Raw genomic sequence first — 26,823 nt, forward strand, 5'->3', positions numbered from 1 at the left:
TAAAATGGTAAGATTGATTGTGCTATTTGTAGTTTTTTCGGTCTTTACGTCTTGTGGAGACGAATACAAACAGATTGATTTAGATAAGCTGGATCCTACACTTAGGAATCATAGCGATGTAATTATTTCGGATTTTATTGCTTTAGCCCCTGAAAACAAATTACATGAATTTAAAAAGAAGGGATACGTAACACCAATGGTTCATGTTGGGATGACAGCACAAAATGGAATTTATAGTGCAGCACCTTTTCAAATAAACAATGAGTTAGGTAGTGATATTAAAGTAGAGTTAATTCAGGTTTTGGATAAGGGACTGGTCTATACTTTTAATTATAAAATAGTATCGGAACTTTCTTCGGAAGGCAAGAAACAGTTTGCTTTGGACATTAATAAAGATAATGGTTTAGCCAAAATATATTTTTATATTAAAAATGAAGGGCAATTCAAAACTGAAAAACGATGGATTAATTTGTTCTCTAATGAGCTTTTCCTGAGAAAATAGTTATTCCTCTTCCTTAATTACGATAAGGCTTGCTTTTGAGCCTGTAGAAAGATTCCAACGATTGTTATGGATAACCTGACCCTTTTCATCAGCTATAACAACTTGAGCGGTATTAGGACCAGATGAGCCTTGGTTCAGCGCTTCAAAATCAAGACGGTTAAAACCTTTTATTAAATCAATATTAACTCCTTTAAAAGAACCTGATAGCAAAATATTATGTTCTACAACCTCCCCATTGAGATATATCTTAACACGATCACCGTCCACGTATTCATGATCTCTACAGACAACTCCAATAAACTTCGCTGTAGTTTTTAAATCGCCCAGATATTGATCGCCAAAGTGTTCTTTAGAGCCCTTTTTCTCTTTTTCTCCAACCTTTGGGTCAATGACCAAATCATGACCAGCCTGTAACAATTCTCTATCCGGCAGCATTTTTACACCGGGCTTATTGTTTTTGGAGGTCAAATTCTCATCAATCACTGAAGGTATGCGCAAAGAAGTACCTTGATTGGCAGGCTTTATGTCCAGATTATTTCGTTCCCCAACTTTTAGTGGGCGAGTAGTGGGGATATCTCCTCCTTGAGCTTGTAGAGCGGTAATGCCCAAAACAAAACTAGCAAGTAAAAAAACAAGTTTTTTCATAGCAACTTGGTCGATACATTGCTTTAAAGTTAACAAATACCTTGCCATCTTGATGGTAAAAGGAAGTTAAATCATCGCCCTGCATTTAATTCACCCTTTTTTTGTTTTAAGCCAAATAAGGGGTGCAACAAGGGTATCCGTAAGATGATTAAATCATAAATCAACCAACTGAGACCAAATGTTCCAATCACTAAAATGGAAGCTTTTGCTACTAATCCCCAATCCAATTTAATTAAATAATAACCAATTGCAACGGTAATGGTCTGGTGTAAAATATAGAAGGGATATACAGCTCTATTAGCATAAGCAAGTTTTTTACTGGACCTATTTAGGTATTTTGCGGAGTAGGCAAAAAGCACAAGAATCCACGACCAAATATTTACTACTTTCAGCAAGGCTTCAACAGCATGCACAACATAGCCATCTTCTAAAAAAAGCCAAATAAAAACTTGACTAAAGAAAGCTAAGATTCCAATAATAAGCGCTTTTGTCTTAATACTTTTTAAACTGTCCCAGAAAACCTCACCTGTGGCAATCAATAAAAACCCATAGAAAAATAGAACTATGCTAAAGCTTATGTTGAACCAGTCATCAATTAGCGCGTGTGTAACATCAAAAAAAGGCTCAACAAAGGTTTCTAACAGATATAAAGGAATTACAAAAACGTAAAGTCGAGAAGGCCTTTTAATCAGATTTTTCAGCCATTGGATGAATTTTGTGTTGTTTTGACGTAAGTAAACCAAAATAGGAGAAAGCACCAATGAAAACAGAAAAAGGTACGGCAAAAACCAAAGGTGGTGCCAGCTAATGTTCCCTTCAGGATAGATTCCATCAAAAGCAACGGTTGTAAAATATTCTAAATAAGAGCCTATAAATTGTCCATTTGCCATACGTTCAAAATATACTTGAGGTGGAACAATGAGTAACATGCCTATTGCTAAAGGAATTCCCAAACGCAGATAACGTTCTAAATTAAATTTCCATATGTTTCTTTTGCCCAACGCGTAGTATGTTCCCATCCCTGAAATAACAAATAAGACGGGAAGTCGCCATTGGTTTAAGAACATCATTGGCCACCGTAACCAATCATAAATAACATTGTTTTTAACATGCCAGCCCCATGGCACAAAAAACATTCCTACGTGATAGAAAATGAGCAATCCAAAAACGATTACTCGCAACCAATCTAAATCGTAACGTCTAACCTTTGTTTCCATCTTAAAGTTATTTTAGTCAAAGATGAAACGTTGAGGATAAATTCTCATGTTTTTTGGATCTTGAAACGTCTTGAATTACAATTCTGGAGAAGAAAACGCGATTTAACCCGTTTTTTGTTTCATAAACATGGATGGTGAAGTACTCGTATGCTTTTTGAAAGCGGTGTAAAAGGCCGATTTAGATTTGAAGCCTACCGACAGACCAATAGCTTCAATAGTTAAATTGGAATATTTATGACTAATTAACCGGTCTTTTGCAATGACGATTCTTTTTTGGTTTAGATAGTCGTTAAAGTTCATTCCTGTTTCAGAATTGATTAGTTTGGAAACAAGATTCGTGTTGGAATTAAGCCTTTCCGCTAAATTCTTTAAAGATATGTTTTGGTTTAGAAAGCGGTCATCTTCGGAAATACATTTTTCAATATCATCAAATAGAATTGAGCTAGAAGTAAGTGTTTCGTACTTATCGGCAATCCAAGATTTTTCAAAAAACCTGGATTCTGAAATAATGAAAAACGAAGTTGAAAAGGTTATTATAGTTTGCAGAATTCCAATATAATGATCTCCCCCATCATCATCATAGTTGAGGAAAATCAGAAATATAAATACTAAAAGACAGCTAAAAATGACAACAGTGTTTCGTGAAAAAGCGTATTTATCGACTTTTATGTTTTTTGGTGAAAAGGTCTTCTTGCTATTAGCTTTGAAAACCAGTCTGGCGGCAAGAATGATATAAAAAAGAAGACTGAATAGAACCATCCACCTAAATTTATCCTTTATCTCCTGAAAAGAATAGCTGAAGGGGTCGGGAACGGATACATACCCTAAATTATCATAATAAGCTCCTAGATAGGCATTTAGCTTTACCTCGATAGGGGCCAAATAATAATTGATTTGTGATAGCCCATACAATAGCGGAAGCAAGAAATGAGGCCAATGTTTTTTAAAAGTAACCTGTTTTCTTTCAAGCAGGGCATAAATGAAGAAATAGATGGTCGGGGCAATCAAAAGGACAAAGACTTCTGTGGAATCATTAAAATGCAGGATATATTTTATTAATCCCGTGTAGCATAAATACGTGTCCGCAAAGACTAAACACTGTATTAATAAGGCCCACCCAAAAAGAATTGTAGCAGATTCCCTTTTTGAGCGAAAAAGAATAACAAAACTTAAAAAAATGCCTTGGACAACACCAAGAAACATTAAATGAGATGCAAGGTTATGTCTGATAGGAATTTGATCAAGTATATATTGCATACTTTCCATAGTTATTTATCTATGTATTCCACCAATTTTTCGGGACCTTCCAATAATATTCTTACTATTTGAAGCGTACCATCTGGTTTTGTGGCAATCTGCCATTTGATCAAAGAAATATTACCGCCTTCAATTTCCAGTCCGGTAATACTTCGAGGATGTACACAGCTACCATCATTAAAAAAAGGAATTTGCCCTGGTTCAGGAAAACGTGGGCGATGCGTATGTCCTGCAATTGTAATCTTTAAGTTATTTTTTAAAATCCAACGTTTAATGCGTCTTTCAATTCTGATTAGTTCTTTGTAGTTTTTTGCTGGACTTGTAGGATCTGCAATGCCAACTACTTGTAAAGGCTTCCAAAGAACTCGAACCAAAAAACGACCTATACGCCAGCAAACATAGTTCCACCAATCCGCTTGGTGGCCATGGGTACAAAATAGTTCCTGCTGTGTTTCCTTGTGCTTAAGAATCAACGCTTCATGGTAAGTTATGCCTTCAAAAAGTTCCTTGTCTGAGTCATCTATGGGCTCAAAATAGCTCGACAAGTGTTTGTCCACGTATGATTTATCTCTATAAACCATATCATGGTTGCCCCATACCATATACAGTCTATTTTCAAGATGAAATTTTCGTAATAATTGAAAAACATTTTTATGCGCTTCAAATATGGATTCAAAACTGATATTTTCCCATAACTCGTCTCCATCACCAAGTTCGCAATAACTGAAACCCTCTCGATAGTAATGGTTTAGTGCATGAAAATAGATGTTTCGATTGTTGGCAAAATCATCAGCAAAACTATTATCTCCTCTATGGCAGTCACTAAAAAGTATAAACTTATCTCTATCATCAAAAGAAATGATTTTGGCGTTTTGATAAGCACGGTCTAACCTGGTATAGGAGGACATTCAAGAAATTTTACTAAATATCCAAAAAATGCAGACAAATCCATAAAGATTCCATTAACAACTGCGCATTTTTTCTTTTTGTAACTTTACAGGCTAAACCTCGACTAACTCGTGTATGACGGAGAATTACAATGCTGAAAGCCCTATGTTGCAGTTTGTAAGTTTCAATAAGCTATTGGAACATTATGACGAGCAATTAAAAAGCAAGGATAAGTATCTTGCCAACAGGGCAAAATATGTGTTAGAATCCCAAGCTCCTTTTCCAGAGTTAAGAGAAGGATTTGATGATGTTACATTATTAGAGAAGCACAAGGATCTTATTAGTACAATTCTTGCGGATACCTTTTCTCCAGTTCTGACGAAAAATGAAATTAAAACGGCTTCTACACCTTTTGAAAATATAGTTTTTAATTCATCAGAGCGTTTTCAGAATATTTTAAAAAATGCAGGTGAAGGATTTGAATTGGAAATCCGTAACCTTCCCATGGATATAAATTACATTATGAAATGTACCGTGGTGTTAAACTTTTATTATGGTTTTAAAATGGACTTTAAGCGTCCGTTGTTTTATGATATTCCTGATGCCAATGGTGTTATGCGACACTATAGAATACTGTATAATGCAGATTTTATGGAAATAATACCAACTGAAAAATCAAAAGAGCTTAGTCAAGAGGATGTTGACGAACTTTTGGAGAATTTCGACAATGTGGAGCTTTGGAAAGAAAAGATTCCGCCAAACAGTTTTATTTCCAAAGGTTTTGTAATCTCCAATATGTTCGATGTTACTGCCGAACATTCTATTTCTGAAATTAAATCCACGCTTATAGGCAGTAATAAAAGAGGGACCGAAAACTTTATGGAGAGTTTTCAAGATACCTTTAGGTCTCTTTTTAATCTTAAAAAAATTAAAGTAGGTTTTGCGGGTTATGATAACCAAGCAAATCGCTTTTTAAAGATATACGGAAAAGGAATAGAGAGCTACATGCTCAAAGGAAAGGAAATGGAATCTTGCGACGATATGCTTTGTGGACACTCCCATGGCAAGTTGTTTGATGAGAACACTTATTTTGCCATTTCCAACGTTGAAAAATACTTTGAAAAATCTGGAGGCACCCAACAGCCATATAAGAATTTACATGAACAAGGCATTAAAAGTGCCATACTTGCGCCTATCGCTGATAATGGCAATCTTTTGGGTGTTTTGGAACTGGTTTCCTATACGGTAAATGAACTGAACAGCGTTAATGCCAATAAATTGGATGATGTAATGCCGTTTATTGTTTCTGCGGTTATTAGGTCAATTGAAGAAGAAGAAAACTTGGTAGATGCCATAATTCAGCATGAGTGTACAACAGTACATTCTTCTGTTTACTGGAAGTTTCAGGAAGAAGCAAAACGATTCATGGCTGATGAACTTGTGGGAAATCAACCAATATTTAAAGAAATTGTTTTTAAAGATGTCTATCCACTTTACGGTCAGATAGATATTAAAGATTCTTCAAAAGAGCGAAACCTTTCAATTCAGAGAGACTTGATGATACAACTTTCTGAAATTAATGGAGTACTTCAGAAAGCAGTAAAAAAATATGAACTCCCCATATACGAGGAGTTGATGTTTAGGGTTGACACTTATCTTGAAGAAGTTAAGGAAGCACTTTACACACATACAGAACAAGCAATCTTTGATTTTGTAAAAGAAGAAATAGTACCTGTTTTCAGACATTTAAAACAAGAAGATAAGGAACTAAGGAGTTTTATTGAAAATTATGAAGCTCAGATAGACCCCACTACGGAGTCGTATTATGATCATCGTCGTAATTATGATGATAGTGTAATGGAGGCCAATTTGCAGTTGGCATCTTTATTGGATAGAAAACAACTGGACGCTCAAAAAATGTTTCCGCATTATTTTGAACGTTATAAAACGGATGGGGTAGAGCACAATATATACATTGGCAGTTCTATAGCCAATGACAGGAATTTTGACCAACTTTATTTAAGCAATCTAAGGTTGTGGCAGCTTCAGGTCATGTGCGACATGGAGAATAAATATTACGCGTTAAAATCAAAACTGCCTGTTAAATTAGACGTGGCTTCTTTGATTTTGGTATACAGTACTTCTTTAGCTATTCGTTTTAGGATGGATGAAAAACGATTTGATGTTGATGGAACCTACAATGCTAGATATGAAATCATTAAAAAACGTATCGACAAGTCTTACATTAAAGGAACCAACGAAAGGTTGACCCAAAAAGGGAAGTTAGCTATTGTATACTCCCAAAGAAAAGATGAAAAGGAATATATGCGCTATATAAGATTCCTAAAGGCAAAAGGCTACTTTACCAATAATATAGAAATTGTAGAACTTGAGGGCCTTCAGGGAGTTACTGGACTTAAAGCAATCAGAGCTGAGATTTTGTATACCAAGGACACAAAATCTGAACGCACATATACCTATGAGGATTTAATGGAAGAGTTAAAATCTTAGTTAAAAACTCATTCTATCTGGCCCAAAAAATCGAAAAGCAATTCCGAATGCCACTACGGATATTACTATGCCTGTAATAAAAATAGTGTAAGTAAGTCGCAGAATTTTGTATTTCCTGTTAAGTACAAGACCTAAAAAATATAGGTCTTTGGTCAGTGATGAGTAAATATACTGGTTGTCCTTTACCAACTCCTGAATGGCCCATTCATAATCCTCTAGACTCATTTTATGAAAATTGCCAAAGAATAGGAGATTTACTTTTTTATTTTTTACATCATCTTTTGTGAATTGTCCGCTTGTGACATTAGGTCTTGTGGCCAACACCGCAAGCACCATTGAGATAACACTAAACGTAATAAAAATCAAGGTAGGATAAATAAGGTAGGCGTTGGACGGGTTATCTAATTTTGGGATTAGGTTAGATAATGCTACCGAAATTATGATTGCATTTACAGATAATAGAATATTGGCCTTGGTGTCCGCAATATCACTTAATGTCAAGTGATTTTTTAGGGTTACCCTAAAAAGTGTCTGTATACCCCGATCTGGACTTTCACTTTTGTATTTCGCTTTCAACGCTTCCTTTTTGGCAATTTCCTTTTCAGTCTTCTTTTCCTTGACTAATAGTTTTAGGTTACGTTCCTTTGCTTCATCCCAGTTTTCTTTAGCGTAATCAGTATAATACTGATGCTCGGTTCGGAACATCTTTATATTTTCATCTCGCCATTGCTTACCAGTATATTTAGCTATTCCAAGCTCTTGTAGCTCTTCTTTTAAATAATCTGTTGTTTCCCAATAACTCTTTTGAGCAAAATGCGATGCATCGGCGTCCCTGATAATTTCCTGATGCAGATTGCTTGGCTCATGGTATCTTTTTGTTGCCATGATACAGTTGCAAATCTTTTCAATATCAGCAGCGTTATAATTATTTTCCTTAAGAAACTCAGTAGCAATTTTGCAACTGGCTTCTTCATGGTTTTTTATGCTTTCTGTATAGCCCGTGTCGTGAAACCAAGCAGCCAATAGAAGCTTTTCACTTTCACTTTCACCAAGATTATAGAAATTGAGTAATTCTTTAGTACTTTTAACTACACGCTGGGTATGGCGCAAATTGTGGTATAAAAAATTTGGATCAAGTTTATTTTCCAGAATTTCTGATACAAAACGTTCAGCTTTTTCAACAATTTCCGACATATATAGTACTTTGAATTCTCCAAAATACAAAATTTTGGAATCAACCTCAGTTATATGAAAAAACATTACTTAGTTCTCCTTTTATTGGCCATTGTATCTAGCTGTGCCACTTACGAGGCAAAATATGCCGTTCCATTCAATAACAGCAAAAATTTGAACGCTAAAGAAGTGGAACATACCTTTTATTTAATTGGTGATGCGGGAAAATCTCCAGTAGGGGATTTAAATCCTGCTCTTAAAATATTCAAATCTAAATTGGGCAGTGCAGACAAGAATAGCACGGCCATTTTTTTAGGGGATAACATCTATCCAGCAGGCTTCCCCAGTAAAAAAGATGACCCATCTGGTCATGAGTTAGCAAAAAATCATTTGGATGCGCAATTGAGCACTGTAAAAGAATTTAAGGGGAAGACAGTTTTTATTCCTGGCAATCATGATTGGTATAGCAAAGGATTGGAAGGGTTGGAAAGAGAGGAAAAGTATATTCAAAAAGCGTTGGATAGCAAAAAGGTATTCTTTCCGGATAATGGATGCCCCATAGAAAAAATTGAAATAAGTGATAACATAGTTGTAATCGCTATTGATACAGAATGGTATTTGACCAATTGGGACAAGCACCCAACAATGAACGATGATTGTGAAATAAAGGACAGGGGTAGGTTCTTTGAAGAATTGGAAGGATTGATTAAAAAGAATTTGGACAAAACCACAATTATTGCCATGCATCATCCGGCGTTTACGTATGGTTCCCACGGAGGGCAGTTTTCATTCAAAGAACATATTTATCCCGTTGGCGGCAATGTGCCAATTCCTATTTTGGGAACAATAGGCAATCTTCTTAGAAAAACTTCAGGTGCTTCTATCACAGATGTGCATAACAAAATGTACAACCGGTTAAAGAATCGATTGGTCACTCTGGCTCAATATTCCGAAAAGGTAATTTTTGCTTCCGGCCATGAACATACGCTTCAATATATAATTGAAGAAAATATACCTCAGATAGTCAGTGGTTCAGGAGCCAATAAAGGTTATACCCGTCTGCTCAACGGAAGTGAATTTTCTTCCGGTCAAATGGGCTATGCCATTTTAAAAGTATATAAGGATGGTTCTTCAGGAGTGGATTTTTATGGTCTTGAGGATAATGGAGTTGAAAATTTACTATATAGTTCAGAAGTGTTGACTTCGGATAAAAAGAAGGTAAGCAATGGTTATAGTGATACGTTTCCTGCTGAAATGGAGGCATCTATCTATACAGATGAAGAGATAGATAGAAGTGGTTTTTATAAATGGCTTTGGGGAGATCGTTATAGAAAATATTATGCTACTAAGGTAAAAGCGCCAACGGTGCGTCTAGATACTTTATTCGGGGGCCTTAGTGTAGTAAGAAAAGGTGGTGGAAACCAGTCCAACTCTTTAAGGCTTCAACATAAAGATGGAAGGCAGTTTGTAATGCGTGCACTTAGAAAAAGTGCAGAACGATATTTACAGGCAATTGCCTTTCAAGAACAATATATTATAGGGGAATTTGAGGATTCTTATACAGAAAAACTGCTTATGGACTTTTACACGGGAGCTCACCCATATGCCCCATTCGCACTTGGTCCACTTTCAGACGCTGTGGGCATCTACCATACAAACCCAAAATTATATTACATACCCAAACAAAATACACTTGGTGACTACAATAATGATTTTGGAGATGGACTGTACATGATTGAGGAACATGTATCTGAGGGGCATGGAGAGCTGGCGAGTTTTGGGTATTCCAATAAGATAGAAAGTACATATGACCTAATCAATAAGTTGAGGGAAGATGAGGAGTATGGCATTGATAAAAAGGCATATGTAAAAGCTCGTTTGTTTGATATGTTGATTGGTGATTGGGATCGTCATGTGGATCAATGGCGCTGGGTGGAGTTTAAAGATGAATCTGGGAATAAGGTTTTTAAGCCTTTTCCAAGAGATAGAGATCAAGCCTTTTCAATATGGGGAGATGGTGCGTTGATGTCATTTGCCACAAGAACAGTTCCTTCTTTACGAATTTTTGAAGGCTTTAATGAGGAAATACGCAGTGTAAAAGGATTTAATGCATCACCAAGGACTTTTGCTTTGGATATGGCATTGCTATCTGAAACTGATAGGGACTTATGGATAGAACAGGCAAGGTTAATTCAGGAAAAAATAGATGAATCAGTAATTGATGATTCATTCTCCGCTTTCCCAAAAGAAGTTAATGATGAAACCGTTTCCAATTTTAAAACGATACTACTAAAAAGAAAGCAAAATCTTGTAAATACAGCACAAGAATATTTTAAGATAATAAATAAATACAGTGTAGTTACGGGTACGGACAAGGATGACCATTTCATTATCAATTCATTGAAAAATGGAAGTTTGGATGTTAGAGGGTATCGAATAAAGAATGGAAAGAAAAAGGATTTGTTTTTTGAAAAGATTTATTCTCCAGAATTTACCAAAGAAGTCTGGGTATACGGTTTAGATGACGACGATATTTTTGAGGTAAATACACAGTCTTCTAAGATAAAAGTTAGAATTGTAGGAGGACAAAACAATGATCAATATAAAATAGCTGAGAAGTCTAAAAAAGTACACACTTATGACTTTAAAGCAAAAAAGAACACCTATGATGAGGCGTTTGGCGGAGTAATTCACGAAGTAAATGATTATGACACCAATACCTATGAATTTTTAAAAGTAAAGGCTAGCAACAATCAATTGTTGCCATCACTTGGGTTTAATCCAGATGATGGATTTAGAATTGGACTGACCGACACGTATACTTTTAATGGATTTAGACAGAATCCTTTTACACAACAACACACGTTCAATGCGGCCTATTACTTTGCTACAAATGGGTTTGATTTTGCATATAACGGAGAGTTTGCAAACGTTTTTGAAAACGTAAATTTGGAGCTGAATGCCAAATTTACCAGTCCAAATTTTAGTATTAATTTCTTTGATTTTGGAAATGAAACCGTGAACAATGATGATGAAGAGGTTCTTGAGCTAGATTTTAATCGAGTAAAAATTAGAACCATTGCTTTTGCACCATCTCTGGTTTGGAGAGGTTATTTAGGATCAAAAGTGCGTTTGGGTGTTTCTTATGAAAACTATGATGTAGAAGAAACAGAAGGTCGTTTCATTGAAGGATTTTTTACCGATACAGGAAGAGATACCCAACAGGATTTTTTTGGAGTGGATGCTGAATACAGTTACTCCAATACGGACAATGAGGCTTTTCCAACAATGGGAATGAGCTTTTCTTTGCTTGGAGGGTATAAAACGAATTTGAGTGATTCAGGCAGGGCGTTTGGATTTATAGTGCCTAGCTTGTCCATAGATCATAAAATCTGTTCTGACGGTAGATTGGTTTTGGCCACAAAAATAAAAGGTCATTTTAATATTGGAGATGATTTTGAGTTTTATCAAGGTGCTAGTATAGGTGGGAACGATGGTTTGAGAGGATTTCGTTTCCAACGATTTACTGGGAAAACGGCCTATTATCAAAATACAGATTTACGATATAGTTTTAGAAAGCGTAAAACTGGTGTATTGCCTGTAACGCCTGGAATCTTTGGAGGATTTGATTATGGTAGAGTTTGGTTTCCGCGAGATTCTTCAGACAAGTGGCATAATTCTTATGGTGGCGGATTTTTCCTAAATGGGGCTGATATTCTGTCCGCTAACTTTGGATTCTTTAATAGTTCAGATGGCCCACGATTTGCTTTTGGAGTAGGCTTCGGGTTCTAATCAATCTGATAAGAATATAGATTACGTCCTTTAGTTTTAGATTGTTCATCCGCTATTAAAAGAGTACTGTTGTCAACAAAACAAATGGATTCTTGCTGGGTTCTGTGCTTTACATCTATGGTGCGCAGAGTGCCTTTTGTAAAATCATCCGAACTAAAATCAGTAAACAACCATATAAAACCAGAGCCCAGTAACACAACTTTCTTTCCATCAGGAGAGATATCAGCACCAGTGACAGAGCAGAATTGTTGGTCTGTACAGGCGGTAAATTCTCCTATCAATTTTGCTTCATGAGAGCCAACAACGGCTGGAATTTTATAAATAAGGGCCTTTCCAGTATAAGGCCTGGTTCTATTTTTTGTAATGAGATATAGGAAGTTGTCTTTATAAAAGAATGCTTCACAATCAAACATCAATTTTGATTTTTTTGGCGGAAACTTCTTCTGCTCAGGATAATGAAAGCTTATTTTTTCCGCTTTTATTTTTTTGCCAGTCTCATTTTCTGGATTTGGTAATTTATAGATGGAAAGATTTTTTCTGTCATTGGCATTATTTCCAAAATTCCCTATGTAAAGGTTTCCTTCTTTGTCATTCGCCAAATCCTCCCAATCATGGTTTTTAGCATTTTCTACCTTAAATTCCTTCACTAGATTTCCTTTAAGGTTTATGGCGTATAAATGATCTTTATTTCCATTGTCTTCTATTACCCAAGCTGAAGTATTACCAATAGAAACAATACCGGATACCTCACTGAGTTTTGAGGGAAGCTTTCCCAAGTACGTTAAGTCGCCATAGTAAGGTTTTTGGGCACATCCTTGAAGGAACACAAATACTAGGAAAATAGTCAGCTTATTCATTGAGATTCTTTAATTGGCATAAATATTTCTGCTTTCCATTCTAATTCATTTCCTCCTAGACTAGGATTATTATAAAAGACCTCTATCGGTGTATTGATAACTTCAATATCGTTCTTTTGAGCATAATCCAAAAGCTTATACCATGCACGATCAGAGGTTATGTAGTTTCCATTATAAATTGCCTTTATACCTTTTACGCCCTTAAAGTCTTTGTACCTTATTTCATCATTCTTGGGTAAAGAGTCTGACTTTCTTATGGGATAGCAAAAGTTGTATTCAACACTGTCAGTTTCAATATTCCACTTAGTAATTTCAACAAAAGGAGAGCCATTTAGCTCTAGGTTATTTTGTTTTACAAAACCACTTAAAAAAGGATGGTCTCTCATCATTTCAAATGCCTTTTGAGCTTGGAGGCCTCTAACGGTCAGATATGCGCAAAAAGTTGGTTTTATCTCATCCTCTCCAATTATGCTTACCTTAAAGCTTTTGATGTGATTGTTTAGATACTGATTAAAGTTGACAAGATTTTTTTTAGAGCGTTCTTCTATAACCGTTGAGGCAAAAGGAATCATGAGTTTGTTCATGAAACTATTGTTCAAATCCTTAACTCTTACCTTAATTTTTGAGGTAGAATCTGTAATAGGGATGATTTCCCAATCATATTGGACTATGGAATCACCAAATTTTAATTGTTGTTTGATGTTCAATAGTCCATCTTGTTCCAATGGAACACTGGATTGCATTCGTTTATCCCAACTTTTTATGGTTTGATTAATTGTACCAGGAAAAGAGTTGGCTGTAAACGTTATTAGATAATCATTGGGTTTTACAAAAAAGTACCATCCCAAAAAAGCAATAAGAATAGTAGCTGTTACCAAAGAAATTTTTCGTTTCATCAGTACTTAAATTAAATTTTAGGTTAAAGAATTATTGAATCATTTTAAGATTGTCCACAACAAATTTGCCTAAATCCCGTCCTTGCTTTACTCCTACATCCACAGCCTGGCGATAATGGATGCCACCATACATTCTACTTATGGCAGCTTCATCTGCTGCTTGTTTAAAGGAAGTGAAAGAACGCACAGGTAATCCGTAAGGCACTTCAGTATCGTCATCAAAAGCAAAATTTTCTCCAAAAATATTGGTTAGGGTTGTTGCCGCTGCACCAGACACTACACTATGGCCACTGGTATACTCAGGAAATGGAGGCGTTTGTAGAATGGGGACCCAATTCTCATCTATATGTTCGTTAATAAGTGTTTCTGGACGTATTAGATTACTTCTGTATTTTTCATCCCAGCAACTTATAAAAGCATCGACCATGGCAATTGATGCTTTGGTATAAGCGTAAACCGTTTTGTTTACGTCTGCATTTGATTTTCTACTTGCAATTTTTGTAATACCAATCCAATGCGCTCCAGGGGTTATTTTTTTGGTTGCAAACATTAAGTGCCCCCTAGTCACGGATACATAGGGATTGCAATCCCAAAATTGGGCAATCTCAACTTCTTCTGAATCATCCCCAGCGGAAGTTATTTGATTACTAATGTCATAGACCTCCTTTAGTTCTTTAAAGAAATCCGAATCTTCTTCCATGGAAAATGGAGGAGGAGGAGAAGGCTTAAACTGACTGGCAGAATCTATTACTAAAGGTCTTATTTTGTTCCAATGTGGCTCAATTCCGGCCATGTACGACGGTGGCGTAGGTTGCCATCTTGATGGATTATCAGTGTCAACTGTAAACTTTGGCATGGTTCGGGTTTGGTTGTAATTGTCACCGTTCATCCATTCTGCAATATGCTCCGCAACCTCCAGTCCGTATGTTTTTGAACTATTGAATTCTTTTGCATTTTTACGCTCCCATATAGTATAAAGACTATCGCGATAAGCTTCAATCCTATCTTCAGAAAAAATAAGGCGCTTACTTAATTCTATATGCGCTATTAATGCAGCCAATTCATGATTGATAACGTCTCCTTCTTTGGGAGCAGGGATAGCTTTTAAGTCTCTAACCTGATTGGCTAATGATAGGTATTCATTTTCTTGTGAGGCCAAGATTTCATAAGCAGCGATATTTGGATAAGCAAATATTCTACTTGCCACTGGCGGCGAAAAAATATCATGTATCATTACTTCTGTTACCTTGTCAACTGAACCATGAAAATCTTCAGGTGTTATAGTAATGGGTTTACTTTCTTCCGTGCAAGAAAAAAGAAACGTAGCGAATAGAAGTAGTAAGCCGATTTGTCCTTTCATCATCAAATAGTTTTAATTCTGTACCCTATATATCTGGGCTTTATCGTTATTAAGCGTTACCAATAGATAAGTTCCGCTATTGGTTGCGACTATATTTAGGTGTCTTATTGATTTTTGTGCAAGATCTAAGCCCAATCTATCACCCAAAATTATATCTTTTTCATTAGTTATCAATGCTCCCGGAAAAGAATCGAACCTTCCTTGAAAAGGTGTGACGCCGAAATAGTTTCCAGCTACTAAAACCTCATTTTTAGAATCGCCATTAAAATCATGGGATAAAAAGGATTTAATTGGAGAAACTTGTAGCTCCGCTTTAAAGGGTACAAAAGTGAATGTATTACCTACATTCTTCAAATAGCCAGAACGCAGCTCATGAACCTCTAAGACTTTTGCCTTGACAAGGACTTTTTTGTCAAAAAGTTGCTCCATGGTTTTCCCTGCAAACTCTTTATAGGTATTGAACTTTTTTCTAAGAAAGACCAATTGTCCTGATAATTCGTCCAGCCCCAGAATAGGATAGTATTTTCCATTTTTTTGCGTGGCAACAATAGTTTCCGTACTTCCGTTTTCATCAAAATCGGAGAAAAACATTTTCATAGGAGCTGTTTCAGACGCGCTAAATTTTGAGTTGGAACCCCAATTGCCAAGCAAGTAGTCCATATCTCCGTCGGAATCAATATCAAAAGGGTGAATAGCTTGCCAAAGACCTTTTAACGGACTATCCAGAAGGTCTACTGCACTAAAACTCCCATTGGAATTTTTATAGAATTTAGGAGCCATCCACCCTCCTATTAAGATCAAATCGTTTTGGCCATCATTGTCAAAATCCGTCCAAATAGCATCTGTGACCATTCCAGCATTTTGGAATGGGGCATTTTCCATTATTGAAAAATTGCCACCTTCATTTAGCAATATGTATGAATTGGGAATCTCTCCGAATTTGGATGTAACAGTACTGGCACCCACAAAAAGATCTAAATCACCATCGTGGTCAAAATCATTTGCTTTAACAACGGAAACATTTTCAAATAAATCTGGCAAATTGGATTTTCTAAAAGTAGAATCCTTTTTAGTAAAATAACTATCTAGTAAAGGTTTTGCCTTTCCTGAGAAATCTGCCCCGCCTGAACCTAAAAAAACATCATTCTTTCCGTCTCCATTCAAATCTTTTATTAGTGCAACCACATCTTCTTTAACCGAATCTTTTTGTAGCTCAAGAAAATTTTGCTCCACAAATGATGTATCCTGTTGCACATAAATTTTAGAAGGAAAGAACTTTGATCCCCCAAAGAAAATATCTTCTTTTTCATCCCCATTTAAATCTCCTATCGCAGTTGCCGGACCTAAATCGGATACACGGTAAGGAATGAGTTTTTCTCTATTAAAGTCGATATGATTGTCCTCTATATGTGTAAAATCTATCCCCAAATTATCATCTACTTTTTTGAAAAGCATTTTAGCTTTGGATTTAATCGATTTGTAACTAAATGGTTTGGGATTATCCAGCTTTACCTCTAAGGTTTGATTGGCGGCAATGTCTTTAAGAGTTTGATATGACTTATCTGGCCAAACAATTTTTATTGAGTCAACCTTTTGGGTATTTCCGTACCCAAAGTGTATTACCGGCTCTGAACTCGACTGAAACCCTCGACTGGTATAGAGCTCTTTATATTGCAGTATACCTTTGTGGTAAGAATAGACTTTTGTTCCAATAGCAAAAGGATTCTTTTCTTTAAACTTGGGTTGAATCTTAAGATAGTTTGCACTTGCGTTGGTCTTATTTATATAAATGGTGGCAGGTGAGTTTATGTTATTGGTAACCAAATCCAAATCTCCATCGTTATCCAAATCCCCGTATGCAGTAGCACCTGATATTAAGGTGTCCTTGGTAATCCAATGGTCAGATTTGTTTTCAAATTGAAGATTTGTACTGCCTTTAAAAACAACATTATTTATTGCTCCAGAAGGCATTAGATTAAGTGCCTCTTGGTCTACAAGTTTAGTGTTGTCCAGTTTCTTCTGAATCTGTTCGTTGGAAATAAAACGGATGTAATCTAAATCATTAGGACGTTTTGGAATTCCGTTGGAAACAAACAAGTCCTGTTCTCCATCTTGATTGTAATCTCCAAACAGTGCGCTCCAACTCCAGTCAGTGGCCGCAATCCCACTAAGCAATGCAGTCTCTAGATAGTTGCCGCTGGGTCGGTTTACATAAAGCATGTTTCTTGTAAATTGATAATGATATCCGTAACGCTCAATACGAAGTCGTTGAACTTGAATATTATCATCCCCTTCTGAAGATTTTAACGGGGTTTCATCTTCCGGAAGCATATCCAAAGAAATAAAATCCGGCAAGCCATCATGATTAATATCAGCAACATCGCTCCCCATAGAGAACCTGCTTGTATGTCCAAAGTGTTTTCTAAGACTTTCGGTAAACGTTCCATCACCATTATTTAAATAGTAATAATCATCTTCATGAAAGTCATTTCCAATATAAAGATCTGGATAACCGTCTAAGTTAAAATCGGAAACGGCTATACCCAACCCATATCCATTGATTCCGCCATAGATTCCTGCTTCTTCACTGACTTCAGTAAATTTCTCCCCATCATTTCTAAGCAGTTTATCTCCCGTTTCAAAATTCCGTGTATAGCGCAGATCAACTCTACCAAACGATTCTTGGGTATGCACTGCATGGTTTAATAAGTAAAGGTCCAAATCCCCATCTAGGTCATAGTCCAAGAAAGCAACAGAAGAACTGTACGAATCAAAATCCAATCCATATTTTGCAGCACTTTCTGAAAACGTATTGTCGCCATTATTAATGAACAGCTCATTATGGCCCTCAAACCCATTGATTCCAACTGCGGCACACACGTAAATATCCAAAAAACCATCTCCGTTTACGTCTCCCATTACGGTACCGGTATTCCATGAACTCTTCCCTTGAATACCTGCAGTTTCAGAAATATCCTCAAACTTTAGTCCACCTTTATTTAAATACAATGCGTTTTTTACCTGATTTCCTGAAAAGAAAATATCTGGCAGACCATCATTGTTGATATCGCCAATAGCAACTCCACCACCGTTATAAAAATAGAGGTAGTCCAAAATGTTTAGATCATCTGATTCCGTTAGGGTATTGGTAAATGTAACCCCAGTATCTTCGGCAGATGGGTTTGAGAAAAGCTCACCTTCTTTTTTTCCACAACCTATAACAACCAGGAAGAGGAGTGATAAAGAAATGTATTTATTCATTTTGAATTTTTTCTAAAAACAAAGGGGCGGAATTATTCATCCCAACCATATAATATTCCTTTTTATTGATCATTAGTTTTTTGATGCTCCTAGCTGGACCGGGAATGTTAACCCCCATATTTTTTGCCCATTGAAAACCATTTTCCCCAAAACGCAAAAGTATGCCATGTGATGCATCCATCCTACCTAGCTGAGTGCTAATTTCATAGTTGTTGCCAACGGCAAGAATATCTTTATGACCATCCTTGTCAAAATCATCTACAATCATGTCGTTGATTGTAGAAACCTGAGCCATGGTGGGTAATTTAATTTTTTTGAAAGTGTTACTTCCAATATTTTCAAAATAGCAACTAGAAAGTTCGTAAACCTTTTTCTGCAGCGCATTTTTAAGATTCTCAGAACCAAAGAGGTCTTCCAGGGAGGCTTTTGCAAAGCTTTCGTAAGAAAGGAACTTCTTGTTTAAAAAAGGCATTTGTTTTACCAGTTCATCTTTAGATGCAAAAGGTGTTTCTTTTTCATTATAGAAATAAGTGACTAATGGTTCTATAGAACCGTTATCATCAAAATCGCGACTGTAAAGGGTAATCGGATTTTCGGTAGATGCTTTTAACTTACTATTGTTCCCCCAGTTTCCTACTACCAAGTCCAAATCCCCATCATTGTCAAAATCTTCAGCAATGATAGAACTCCAAAGGCCATGGGTTTTGTTCAAACCGTTGTTTGAAACCAGTTCCATTTTTTTACCATCGTTCATGAAAACAGAAATTGGCATCCATTCCCCAACTGCTATAAGATCTTTAAACCCATTACCGTCCAAATCTGTCCAGATCATATCCTTCACATTACCTATGGATTTAAAACTAGGGCAAACACTTGCTGTAACATCTTCAAAAACCCCACTTCCATTATTTTTAAACAGATATTGTGTTGCGGTAGTTCCAAATTGCTGCGGTACTTGGTCAGAGCTAATACAGATGTCCGTATGGCCATCTCCATCAAAATCAACTGCGGTAACTTTAGAGGCATTGAGCTCAACTCCCTTAAATGCTTCTGGGTCTTTTAAAAATATTCCATTTTGATTAAGGTAAAGTCTTGGTTGTATTCTATTGGAGGATTTAAACTCATTACCCGCACTTACTACCACTAAATCTTGAAAGTCATCACCATTGGCATCAAAAAATACATGTGAAACGTCCTCATTGAATGCATCTGTGGAAAAAACATCGCTTTGTTCTTCTATAAATACCCTTTCAACAGTTTGGAGATAGAGTTTAGATGCCTGCGCTTTTGCTCCCGAAATAAAAATGTCCTGAATGCCATCATTGTTTACATCAGCTACCGAAATAGAAGGTCCTTCATTTGTATTGGCAAAAGGTGCCAAGGGAGCTCTGTCAAAATCATAAGTAGATTGTTCTTTATGAACAAAAGAAATGAGACTATCCTTTTTAATAAATATTGAAGGCTTAGCACTATTCCTTTCGGCATAAAAATTACCACTTGCATTCTTTTCTTCAACTTCTAGAGCTCCTGAGTTGACAAATTCAAGTTTTTGGTATTTTCCAGTGGGCCAAATAACTGTAAGTGATGCTAAAATGGAATCCTTGCCTATTCCCAGGTGGAGTGTATTGGGAACAGCAGATAAGTACCCTCTGCTCACATAGTTCTCTTGAGCTAAAGTCCCAGTTGTAGTCTGTGCAATAAGTTTGGCGCCAATGCCAAACGTATTTTCTTTATCCCCTTTAAAAGCTATTTTAATAGAGTTGTGATTTGGTTTTGAGTCAAGAGTATTTTCAAGAATAAAAGCTTCATCATTCACATTATTGACTACCAAATCCAAATCCCCATCATTATCCAAATCTACATAGACGCAACCATTGCTGTATGAATCCTCTTTGTTTGACCAAGAATCGGTGACATTTTGAAAGGTCAGGTCGCCATTATTTTTAAAGAAATAATTTGGGACCTTTTTTTCTGGCAGTTCATTGATAAAGGCCATTTCCTTTTCTGACATTCCCTCTTCAATCTGTTTCTGAATTTTATCATTGGCTATAAAACTGATAAAGTCCATGTCATTGGTTGCTCCCTTTATTCCATTGGAAATGAAGATGTCTTTGTAACCATCGTTATCAAAATCGGCAAAAAGAGATCCCCATGACCATTCTGAAGCGGAAATACCACTCAAATTGGCTATTTCACTAAAATTTGTATTCCCTAAATTAAGGTGTAGCGTGTTTTGCATGTATTGCGGAGCAAAACCGTTTTTCAAGTATTGTTGATATACCGGAAAAGCATATTCAAGGCCAGAGGTTTTGTAGGTCTCCAAATTCTCTGGTAGCATATCCAAAGAAATAATGTCAGTTAAACCATCATTATTAATATCCGCAATGTCGTTACCCATAGAGAAATGGGAAGTGTGCCCTAACTTGGTTTCATCCTCAGAAATCACCTCTTTAAAAGTTCCATTCTTTTGGTTGATGTAGAGGTAGTCATTTTCAAAAAAATCGTTGCCCACATATATGTCAGCATACCCATCATTATTAATGTCACTAACTCCCAACCCAAGACCATATCCAATACCACCTTGGAAAATTCCAGCTTCAGCTGAAACATCAACAAAATTTCCATTGTCATTTCTATACAGAATATCGCCGGAAAGCGGGTCTATTTGCTTTCTCTTTATTCCCTTTCCATACGATCTATTGGGACTTACGGAATGATTGAGCAGGTACATATCCAAATCTCCATCTATATCATAGTCAAAAAATGCCGCTTGTGTAGAGAATCCTGAGAAATCAAGATTGTATTTAGATGCTTCCTCTTTAAAAACAGGCACTCCTTTTTCATCAACGCCTTGATTAACATAAAGCAGATTCTTTCCTTTTATTTTTTTATAGTTGCCAACCTTGCATATGTAGATATCCAATAGGCCATCGTTGTTAACGTCAACATGGGTTACGCCTGTTGTCCACCCATCACTATTGTTAACGTTCGCAGCATTAGTGATATCTTCAAACTTAAAGTTCCCTTTGTTCATGTAGAACTTGTCCGCTCCTTGGTTTGATGTAAAATAAAGGTCAGTTAAACCGTCATTATTAAAATCACCAGCAGCAACCCCCGCACCATTATAGTAGTAGAGATACGTAAGAATATTGAGTTCTGGGGTGTCCCTGAGCTCGTTTTTGAAAGTTATACCAGTATGTGATGCAGGTAGTTTTTTAAAAAAGCTTTCTGAGCTGTTTTTAGAACAACCAACACCAAGCAAAATAGCACTAAAGAAAATCCAGTAGATTCTTCTCATTTCATCAAAATAGGGGGTAAGATAACCATTCCCCTAGTAACAAAGAAAACCGAATTAGTTAATGTTTTATAGAAACATATGTAACATATTTTGATGATTATATGGCATCTTAATATAGGAATTGCTGTTTTGATAAATAATCCAATATATTTATAAACTACAAACCAACTGAACAGACCAACATGTTAGGAATATTATCTTTTCTGGGCTTTACTATTTTGGTAGGGGTCATTGCCTATTTGGCTACTAGAAGTACTGATGAAAAATCATCTGATGGATATTTTTTGGGAGGAAGGAGTTTAACGGCAGGTGTCATTGCAGGATCTCTTTTGCTAACAAATTTATCAACCGAGCAAATAGTTGGTTTAAATGGAAGCGCCTACACAGATGGTTTGTCTGTTATGGCTTGGGAAACCTTGGCGGCCATTGCTATGGTGATTGCGGCCATATTCCTGTTGCCCAGATACTTAAAAGGTGGCCTAACTACTGTCCCACAGTTTTTGGCCGAAAGATTTGATGTTACTACCAAAACGATTACTTCGGGGTTGTTTTTAACGGGTTACGTTGTAGTATTATTACCTGTAATTCTGTATTCTGGATCCGTAGCCATTAGTGGTATGTTCAATGTTCCAGAATTATTAAATGTTTCAGATAAAACCGCCCTTGTAATTTGTATTTGGGGAATTGGAGTCATTGGTTCTATTTACGCTGTATTTGGCGGGTTAAAAGCGGTCGCTGTTTCAGATAGCATTAATGCTATTGGATTAATGATCGGGGGATATTGATACCTGTATTTGGATTGATGGCTATTGGTGATGGTAGCGTATTTTCTGGATTGGATACATTGATGTCCACAAATCCAGAACGATTTGATTCTACGGGTCAACATGGACAAGAAGTGCCTTTTGCAACTATTTTTACTGGGATGATGTTGGTTCAACTGTTTTATTGGGGAACCAATCAGCAGATCATTCAAAGAGCTCTTGGAGCAAAGAGTTTAGCCGAAGGACAAAAAGGGTTGTTATTGGCTTCCTTTTTAAAAATATTGGGTCCGCTAATTTTAGTATTACCAGGAATGATAGCGTATCATTACTTTGATGGAAGTCTGGAATCTAGCGATATGGCATATCCTGCACTCGTAGGGGCTGTATTGCCCAAATATTTGGTTGGTTTTTTTGCTGCTGTACTGTTCGGTGCCATTCTAAGTTCGTTCAATAGTGTATTGAACAGTTCTGTAACTCTTTTTGGAATCGATATTTATAAACAGCATATCAATAAAGAAGCTTCAGAAATTAAGGTGGTTAAGTATGGAAAGGTATTTGGAGTTTGTCTGGCTTTGGCAGCCATGTTTATAGCACCTTTGATTGCTAAGGCGGGCAGTTTGTTCAACTATTTGCAAGAAATAAACGGAATCTATAACATTCCTATACTCACCATCATAGTTGTTGGCTATTTGACCAAACGGGTTCCTGCGATAGCGGCTAAAATTGCCATATTTTTAGGCTCTGGACTTTATATTATCAGTCAATTTATAGTTGGGCCTACTATGGTAGATAAAGCATTGGAAACTGCAAAAGCTTCAGGAATAACGGATGAAGCTGCCTTAAAAATTGTTGAAGCTGATGCCTATCCTCATTTTTTACATGTAATGGCCATACTCTTCTTGTTAAATGCTGGAATTATGCTGATAATTGGTAAGTTCTATCCTAGAAAGGAAGCCTTTGTTCAGAAGTATACCAAACAAGTAGAAATAACGCCGTACAAGTATGTAAAACAAGCGGGAGCGATTGTTTGTCTTATCGTGATCGGAATCTATATTTATTTTGCTAAATAAGCTAGATAAAGGGTTATTTTTCCAAGGAATACCATTCAATATCCGTGAGCACCTCGCGACGACCTTTCTTCTGAGGAGCGTAGTTAATTGCAAGATAATTGACAATGGCTTCCTCTTGATTGCCCAAGTCCCATAAATTCTGGGTTTCCTGCATCCAACGAATGGTAGCAACCCAACCTTCTTTGGTCATTCTATTTTGCGTGACCAGTTTGGCAGAATGACAATTGGTGCAATTTTGAATTACCTCGGTAAGTCCTTCTGCATCCACAAAACCTGTGGCAACGTGAATCCCGTTTTCAATCTTTCCTTCAACTTCAGGGATGGTTATTATTGCTGTTTCTTCTGGTTCATTTTGAAGAATAGAAGGATTCAAAGCCACGTAAATAAATATAAAAACAGCAAAGGCAATCAAACCAAAAGCGGCGATGAGTTTTTGGTAAAGGCCGCGTACTTGTTTTTTAAATTCGTTTTCGGAGGACATGACTAAATTACCTTAATTGCAATTCTATGACAGGCATTGTTTAGATACCCTTTTGGATTCCATCCAGGTAGAAGCATAGGTTGGCCAACGCCTTGGGAATCCGTGGCCCTTGCCCAAACTTCATAATATCCTTTTTTAGGAAAACCACTGATTTTTGCTGAAAAATGCTGCCATGCCAAACGATTAACCGGTTCTTCAATGGTGCAGCTGTTCCAAGTAGATCCAAAATCTATGGAATACTCCATTTTAGAAACATTCAATTCACCTGCCCAGGCATGACCTCTAATATTTAAGGATTGCCCTTCTTTGATCATAGCCCCAGATTTGGGGTAAGTAATCAATGACTTTACAGGCATAGACTCAATAATGCACATATCCTCATCTGCAACTTTTTCGCCGGGAGCAACAGGTTCACATGGAACGCGGTAGGAAGTGCCGGTCATCTTGGCACCATCGTGTTCCTTGTTCCTGATGCTAATCCTGTTGACCCATTTTCCTGAAGTAGATGCGGGCCAACCACCTGAAACTAACCTTAGTGGATAACCGTGCGCCAATGGAATATCTTCACCATTCATTTTAAATGCCAACAATGTTTCATCTTGCTGGGCTTTGGCAATGGGAACACCTCTAGAAATAGGTTCTTTTTCTGGATTTCTGCTTAAATGTATATCCGCAGCATGGTATCCAATGTATACAGCATCACTTTTAATACCAACATCTTCCAGCACATCTCTTAGACGAACCCCAGTCCAATTTGCACAGGATACAGCACCAATAGTCCATTGATTCCCCTTTGCTGGTGGATTGAACTCACTACGGCCATTTCCGCCGCACTCTAAAGTAAGTTGGTAGGTGTATTGTTGAAACTTGGATTTTAATTCTGATAAGGAATAGGTTTTACTTTTTTGAACAGATTCACCATCAATGGTCAATGACCAGTTATTTGCATCTATATTTTCCGGAATCAACCCATTGTTCCTAATAAACATGAACTTATTTGGCGTGATTTTGTCATCTAAAAGATGCGCTTTTGCTTCAATGTTCCATGGCTTGGTGTTAAGAACCGTCATGTCAGAGTCCTTTTGAAACAGTTTGAAAGGGTCTGGATCTTGAAGCGCCAATGGTTTATATCCTAAAGGAATTGTACTCCCAAAGACGATTTCGGTTCCTAGGATAGCACTAAAAGTGCCCAAGGTTCCTTTACTAATGAAACTACGTCTTTTCATTATCTATTTTAGTGAAATATGATGTGTAATGCGATTAATGATAATGCCATTCCAATACCTGCTTTGGCAAGCATGGGCGAAGCTGGTTCAGGCTTTAATTTGTCTTTAATAAATCCAGTTCTTGATCCTAACCAAATAATTACAAATCCAATTATAATGACCCACATGGCTCTAACAAAATAGTTCATGTCTGGGAAATATTCTAAAAAGAAGAATTGTAAAGGAACTGTGGCCGCAAATCCGAACAGGGCAATTCTGTGTTTTGGAAAGGCCAGGAATGCAGCAGCACTTATTAAGACCACGATACCACAATTAATAAAATACCTTAATTGATTAAGTGTGTGGGTAAAGGCTGCGCCAGGATCCTGGAACTTTAGGTACAGCAATACAACACCAATGATTGAACCAGAAATAAAAGCTATTAAAATAGCGTTTTTGCCAGATCTAACCACTTGTTGGTCAGATGCTTTTTTGTTTACATATACTTTGTAAATATCTATGGACCACAAAGTAGCCAATGAGTTAAATGTGGAATCCACTGTACTCATTAATGAGGCGAACAAAGCACATAAAATAAGACCTTTGACTCCTACCGGAAGGTAAGTGTTCACTAAATATGGAAAAGCGGCATCTGGTTCCGGTAATCCGTTTTCTCCTAAAATGCCAACCAATGCAATTCCAGGTAAAATAATAATGGCAGCCATAAAATATTTCATAAGCCCTCCTACCATTAATCCAATTTGAACATCTTTCAAGCTTTTGGCAGCCAATGAACGTTGTACAACTGACTGGTTTGCACACCAATAATTAATATTTAATAGGAAAGCGCCAAAAATATGTGTCCAAGGTAACGTATCATGGTCCGCAGGTAAGTGAAGGTGCATTAAATCACCTGTTTTGGTATAGAGTTCAGACCAACCTCCTAGATGATATATTGCGATGAACAATACTACGACACCACCTGTCAAAAGAATTGCAAATTGAATGACATCTGTTCTAACTACAGCAGCTAACCCTCCAAAATAGGTATAAGTCGCTGAAAAAAGACCCAAGAAAACAATCAGTATTGCTATTCTTATTAATCTATCTTGATGTATAAAGGATAGGAAATCTCCAAAGACCAAATCTACCGAGTAAGCACCCCAAAATAATGCGGCACCCAATGTTATGGTTGAGAACAAAAGTATGTTTGAAGCTGAATATAATAGAGCAACCGTACTGCCCAATCTTGTTTTGATAAATTGGGTAATTGTGATAATCTTTTCCCTTAAATACATGGGGACAAAGATGAATGCGGCCAAAAGTAAGCCTTGTATCGCGTTGATTTCAAAATTTGCCTGCGCTAATCCATACAAATAGGCGGAACCCATAAAACCAAGGAACTGATATCCTTGGACATTGGTGGCAATAGTTGAGAATGCAATTGAAGGCCAACGGAGGTTTCTTCCACTAAGAAAGTATTCTTCTGTAGTTGCTTCTTTTGAAGTTCTTCCTGTAATCGCCGTAACGAATACAATAATGAAATAAGCACTGACAATTAGTAAATCAATCATAGACTATGCAATTAGATGAGTTAATTCCACAGCACAAGAATCCAAGTTGTAATCTAACATAATTGGTTTGGT

General features: G+C 36.7%; 16 protein-coding genes and 1 pseudogene. 4 read left to right on the forward strand and 13 right to left on the reverse strand.

Features of this window, described 5'->3' with window-relative positions:
* Positions 1-4 precede the first annotated feature (4 nt).
* Complete coding sequence (locus tag LV704_RS10880) at positions 5-502, forward strand: hypothetical protein (protein WP_163420196.1); 498 nt, start codon at positions 5-7, stop codon at positions 500-502.
* Here LV704_RS10880 and LV704_RS10885 read toward each other — a convergent pair whose 3' ends face one another.
* The 4 genes from LV704_RS10885 to LV704_RS10900 form a co-directional block, all read right to left on the reverse strand.
* Positions 503-1,147: a hypothetical protein gene (locus LV704_RS10885; RefSeq protein WP_163420194.1), complete on the reverse strand. Its 645-nt coding sequence runs from the start codon at positions 1,145-1,147 to the stop codon at positions 503-505.
* A 71-nt stretch (positions 1,148-1,218) separates the two neighbouring features.
* Positions 1,219-2,364, reverse strand: coding sequence for an acyltransferase family protein (locus LV704_RS10890; protein WP_163420192.1), 1,146 nt, complete (start codon positions 2,362-2,364; stop codon positions 1,219-1,221).
* A 102-nt stretch (positions 2,365-2,466) separates the two neighbouring features.
* Positions 2,467-3,621, reverse strand: coding sequence for an AraC family transcriptional regulator (locus LV704_RS10895; protein WP_163420190.1), 1,155 nt, complete (start codon positions 3,619-3,621; stop codon positions 2,467-2,469).
* 11 nt (positions 3,622-3,632) lie between these two features.
* Positions 3,633-4,529 carry a metallophosphoesterase gene (locus LV704_RS10900; RefSeq protein ID WP_163420189.1) on the reverse strand — a complete coding sequence of 299 codons (897 nt, stop codon included), beginning with the start codon at positions 4,527-4,529 and terminating at the stop codon, positions 3,633-3,635.
* A gap of 115 nt (positions 4,530-4,644) precedes the next feature.
* On the opposite strand from LV704_RS10900, the gene LV704_RS10905 reads away from it, so the two are divergent.
* A complete protein-coding gene (locus tag LV704_RS10905; RefSeq protein ID WP_163420187.1) occupies positions 4,645-7,020 on the forward strand; it encodes a GAF domain-containing protein in 2,376 nt (791 codons plus the stop codon).
* Here the strand turns inward: LV704_RS10905 and LV704_RS10910 are convergent, their stop codons facing one another.
* Positions 7,021-8,214, reverse strand: a complete 1,194-nt coding sequence (locus LV704_RS10910; protein ID WP_163420185.1) for a Pycsar system effector family protein — start codon at positions 8,212-8,214, stop codon at positions 7,021-7,023.
* A 54-nt stretch (positions 8,215-8,268) separates the two neighbouring features.
* On the opposite strand from LV704_RS10910, the gene LV704_RS10915 reads away from it, so the two are divergent.
* Positions 8,269-11,985, forward strand: coding sequence for a metallophosphoesterase (locus LV704_RS10915; protein WP_163420183.1), 3,717 nt, complete (start codon positions 8,269-8,271; stop codon positions 11,983-11,985).
* Here LV704_RS10915 and LV704_RS10920 read toward each other — a convergent pair.
* Genes LV704_RS10920 through LV704_RS10940 form a run of 5 tightly spaced genes read right to left on the reverse strand, consistent with a single transcriptional unit; the run spans position 11,982 to position 21,657 of the window.
* Positions 11,982-12,842, reverse strand: coding sequence for a hypothetical protein (locus LV704_RS10920; protein ID WP_163420181.1), 861 nt, complete (start codon positions 12,840-12,842; stop codon positions 11,982-11,984). The genes LV704_RS10915 and LV704_RS10920 overlap by 4 nt on opposite strands.
* On the reverse strand, positions 12,839-13,738 hold the full coding sequence (locus LV704_RS10925) for a GyrI-like domain-containing protein (RefSeq protein ID WP_163420179.1): 900 nt from the start codon (positions 13,736-13,738) through the stop codon (positions 12,839-12,841). The genes LV704_RS10920 and LV704_RS10925 overlap by 4 nt, the downstream gene beginning before the upstream one ends.
* A 31-nt stretch (positions 13,739-13,769) precedes the next feature.
* Entirely contained in the window at positions 13,770-15,098 is a 1,329-nt protein-coding gene (locus tag LV704_RS10930; protein ID WP_163421822.1) for a vanadium-dependent haloperoxidase, read from the reverse strand.
* Between the two features lie 12 nt (positions 15,099-15,110).
* The gene (locus LV704_RS10935; RefSeq protein WP_163420177.1) at positions 15,111-18,359 is read right to left on the reverse strand and encodes a VCBS repeat-containing protein; all 3,249 of its coding nucleotides are present in this window, start codon (positions 18,357-18,359) and stop codon (positions 15,111-15,113) included.
* Positions 18,352-21,657: a VCBS repeat-containing protein gene (locus tag LV704_RS10940; protein ID WP_163420175.1), complete on the reverse strand. Its 3,306-nt coding sequence runs from the start codon at positions 21,655-21,657 to the stop codon at positions 18,352-18,354. Before LV704_RS10940 ends, LV704_RS10935 begins: the two co-directional genes overlap by 8 nt.
* Before the next feature lie 182 nt (positions 21,658-21,839).
* Here LV704_RS10940 and LV704_RS10945 point away from each other — a divergent pair.
* Positions 21,840-23,491, forward strand: a pseudogene (locus LV704_RS10945) (solute:sodium symporter family transporter).
* A 13-nt stretch (positions 23,492-23,504) separates the two neighbouring features.
* On the opposite strand, the gene LV704_RS10950 reads toward LV704_RS10945, so the two are convergent.
* Genes LV704_RS10950 through LV704_RS10960 form a run of 3 tightly spaced genes read right to left on the reverse strand, consistent with a single transcriptional unit; the run spans position 23,505 to position 26,751 of the window.
* Positions 23,505-23,972, reverse strand: coding sequence for a monoheme cytochrome C (locus tag LV704_RS10950; RefSeq protein ID WP_163420171.1), 468 nt, complete (start codon positions 23,970-23,972; stop codon positions 23,505-23,507).
* 2 nt (positions 23,973-23,974) lie between these two features.
* Positions 23,975-25,198, reverse strand: a complete 1,224-nt coding sequence (locus LV704_RS10955; protein ID WP_163420170.1) for a sulfite oxidase — start codon at positions 25,196-25,198, stop codon at positions 23,975-23,977.
* An 8-nt stretch (positions 25,199-25,206) separates the two neighbouring features.
* Complete coding sequence (locus LV704_RS10960) at positions 25,207-26,751, reverse strand: SLC5 family protein (RefSeq protein ID WP_163420168.1); 1,545 nt, start codon at positions 26,749-26,751, stop codon at positions 25,207-25,209.
* Positions 26,752-26,823 lie beyond the last annotated feature (72 nt).

The sequence above is a fragment of the Flagellimonas sp. CMM7 genome, from assembly GCF_021390195.1.
GTDB lineage: Bacteria > Bacteroidota > Bacteroidia > Flavobacteriales > Flavobacteriaceae > Flagellimonas.

Excerpts from the sequence above, each read along its gene's own strand:
- LV704_RS10900 (WP_163420189.1), bottom strand. The coding sequence starts at position 4,529 with ATGTCCTCCTATACCAGGTTAGACCGTGCTTATCAAAACGCCAAAATC.
- LV704_RS10885 (WP_163420194.1), bottom strand. The coding sequence starts at position 1,147 with ATGAAAAAACTTGTTTTTTTACTTGCTAGTTTTGTTTTGGGCATTACC.
- LV704_RS10950 (WP_163420171.1), bottom strand. The coding sequence starts at position 23,972 with ATGTCCTCCGAAAACGAATTTAAAAAACAAGTACGCGGCCTTTACCAA.
- LV704_RS10905 (WP_163420187.1), top strand. The coding sequence starts at position 4,645 with ATGACGGAGAATTACAATGCTGAAAGCCCTATGTTGCAGTTTGTAAGT.
- LV704_RS10915 (WP_163420183.1), top strand. The coding sequence starts at position 8,269 with ATGAAAAAACATTACTTAGTTCTCCTTTTATTGGCCATTGTATCTAGC.
- LV704_RS10925 (WP_163420179.1), bottom strand. The coding sequence starts at position 13,738 with ATGAAACGAAAAATTTCTTTGGTAACAGCTACTATTCTTATTGCTTTT.
- LV704_RS10890 (WP_163420192.1), bottom strand. The coding sequence starts at position 2,364 with ATGGAAACAAAGGTTAGACGTTACGATTTAGATTGGTTGCGAGTAATC.
- LV704_RS10910 (WP_163420185.1), bottom strand. The coding sequence starts at position 8,214 with ATGTCGGAAATTGTTGAAAAAGCTGAACGTTTTGTATCAGAAATTCTG.
- LV704_RS10940 (WP_163420175.1), bottom strand. The coding sequence starts at position 21,657 with ATGAGAAGAATCTACTGGATTTTCTTTAGTGCTATTTTGCTTGGTGTT.
- LV704_RS10880 (WP_163420196.1), top strand. The coding sequence starts at position 5 with ATGGTAAGATTGATTGTGCTATTTGTAGTTTTTTCGGTCTTTACGTCT.
- LV704_RS10895 (WP_163420190.1), bottom strand. The coding sequence starts at position 3,621 with ATGCAATATATACTTGATCAAATTCCTATCAGACATAACCTTGCATCT.
- LV704_RS10955 (WP_163420170.1), bottom strand. The coding sequence starts at position 25,198 with ATGAAAAGACGTAGTTTCATTAGTAAAGGAACCTTGGGCACTTTTAGT.
- LV704_RS10920 (WP_163420181.1), bottom strand. The coding sequence starts at position 12,842 with ATGAATAAGCTGACTATTTTCCTAGTATTTGTGTTCCTTCAAGGATGT.
- LV704_RS10930 (WP_163421822.1), bottom strand. The coding sequence starts at position 15,098 with ATGAAAGGACAAATCGGCTTACTACTTCTATTCGCTACGTTTCTTTTT.
- LV704_RS10935 (WP_163420177.1), bottom strand. The coding sequence starts at position 18,359 with ATGAATAAATACATTTCTTTATCACTCCTCTTCCTGGTTGTTATAGGT.
- LV704_RS10960 (WP_163420168.1), bottom strand. The coding sequence starts at position 26,751 with ATGATTGATTTACTAATTGTCAGTGCTTATTTCATTATTGTATTCGTT.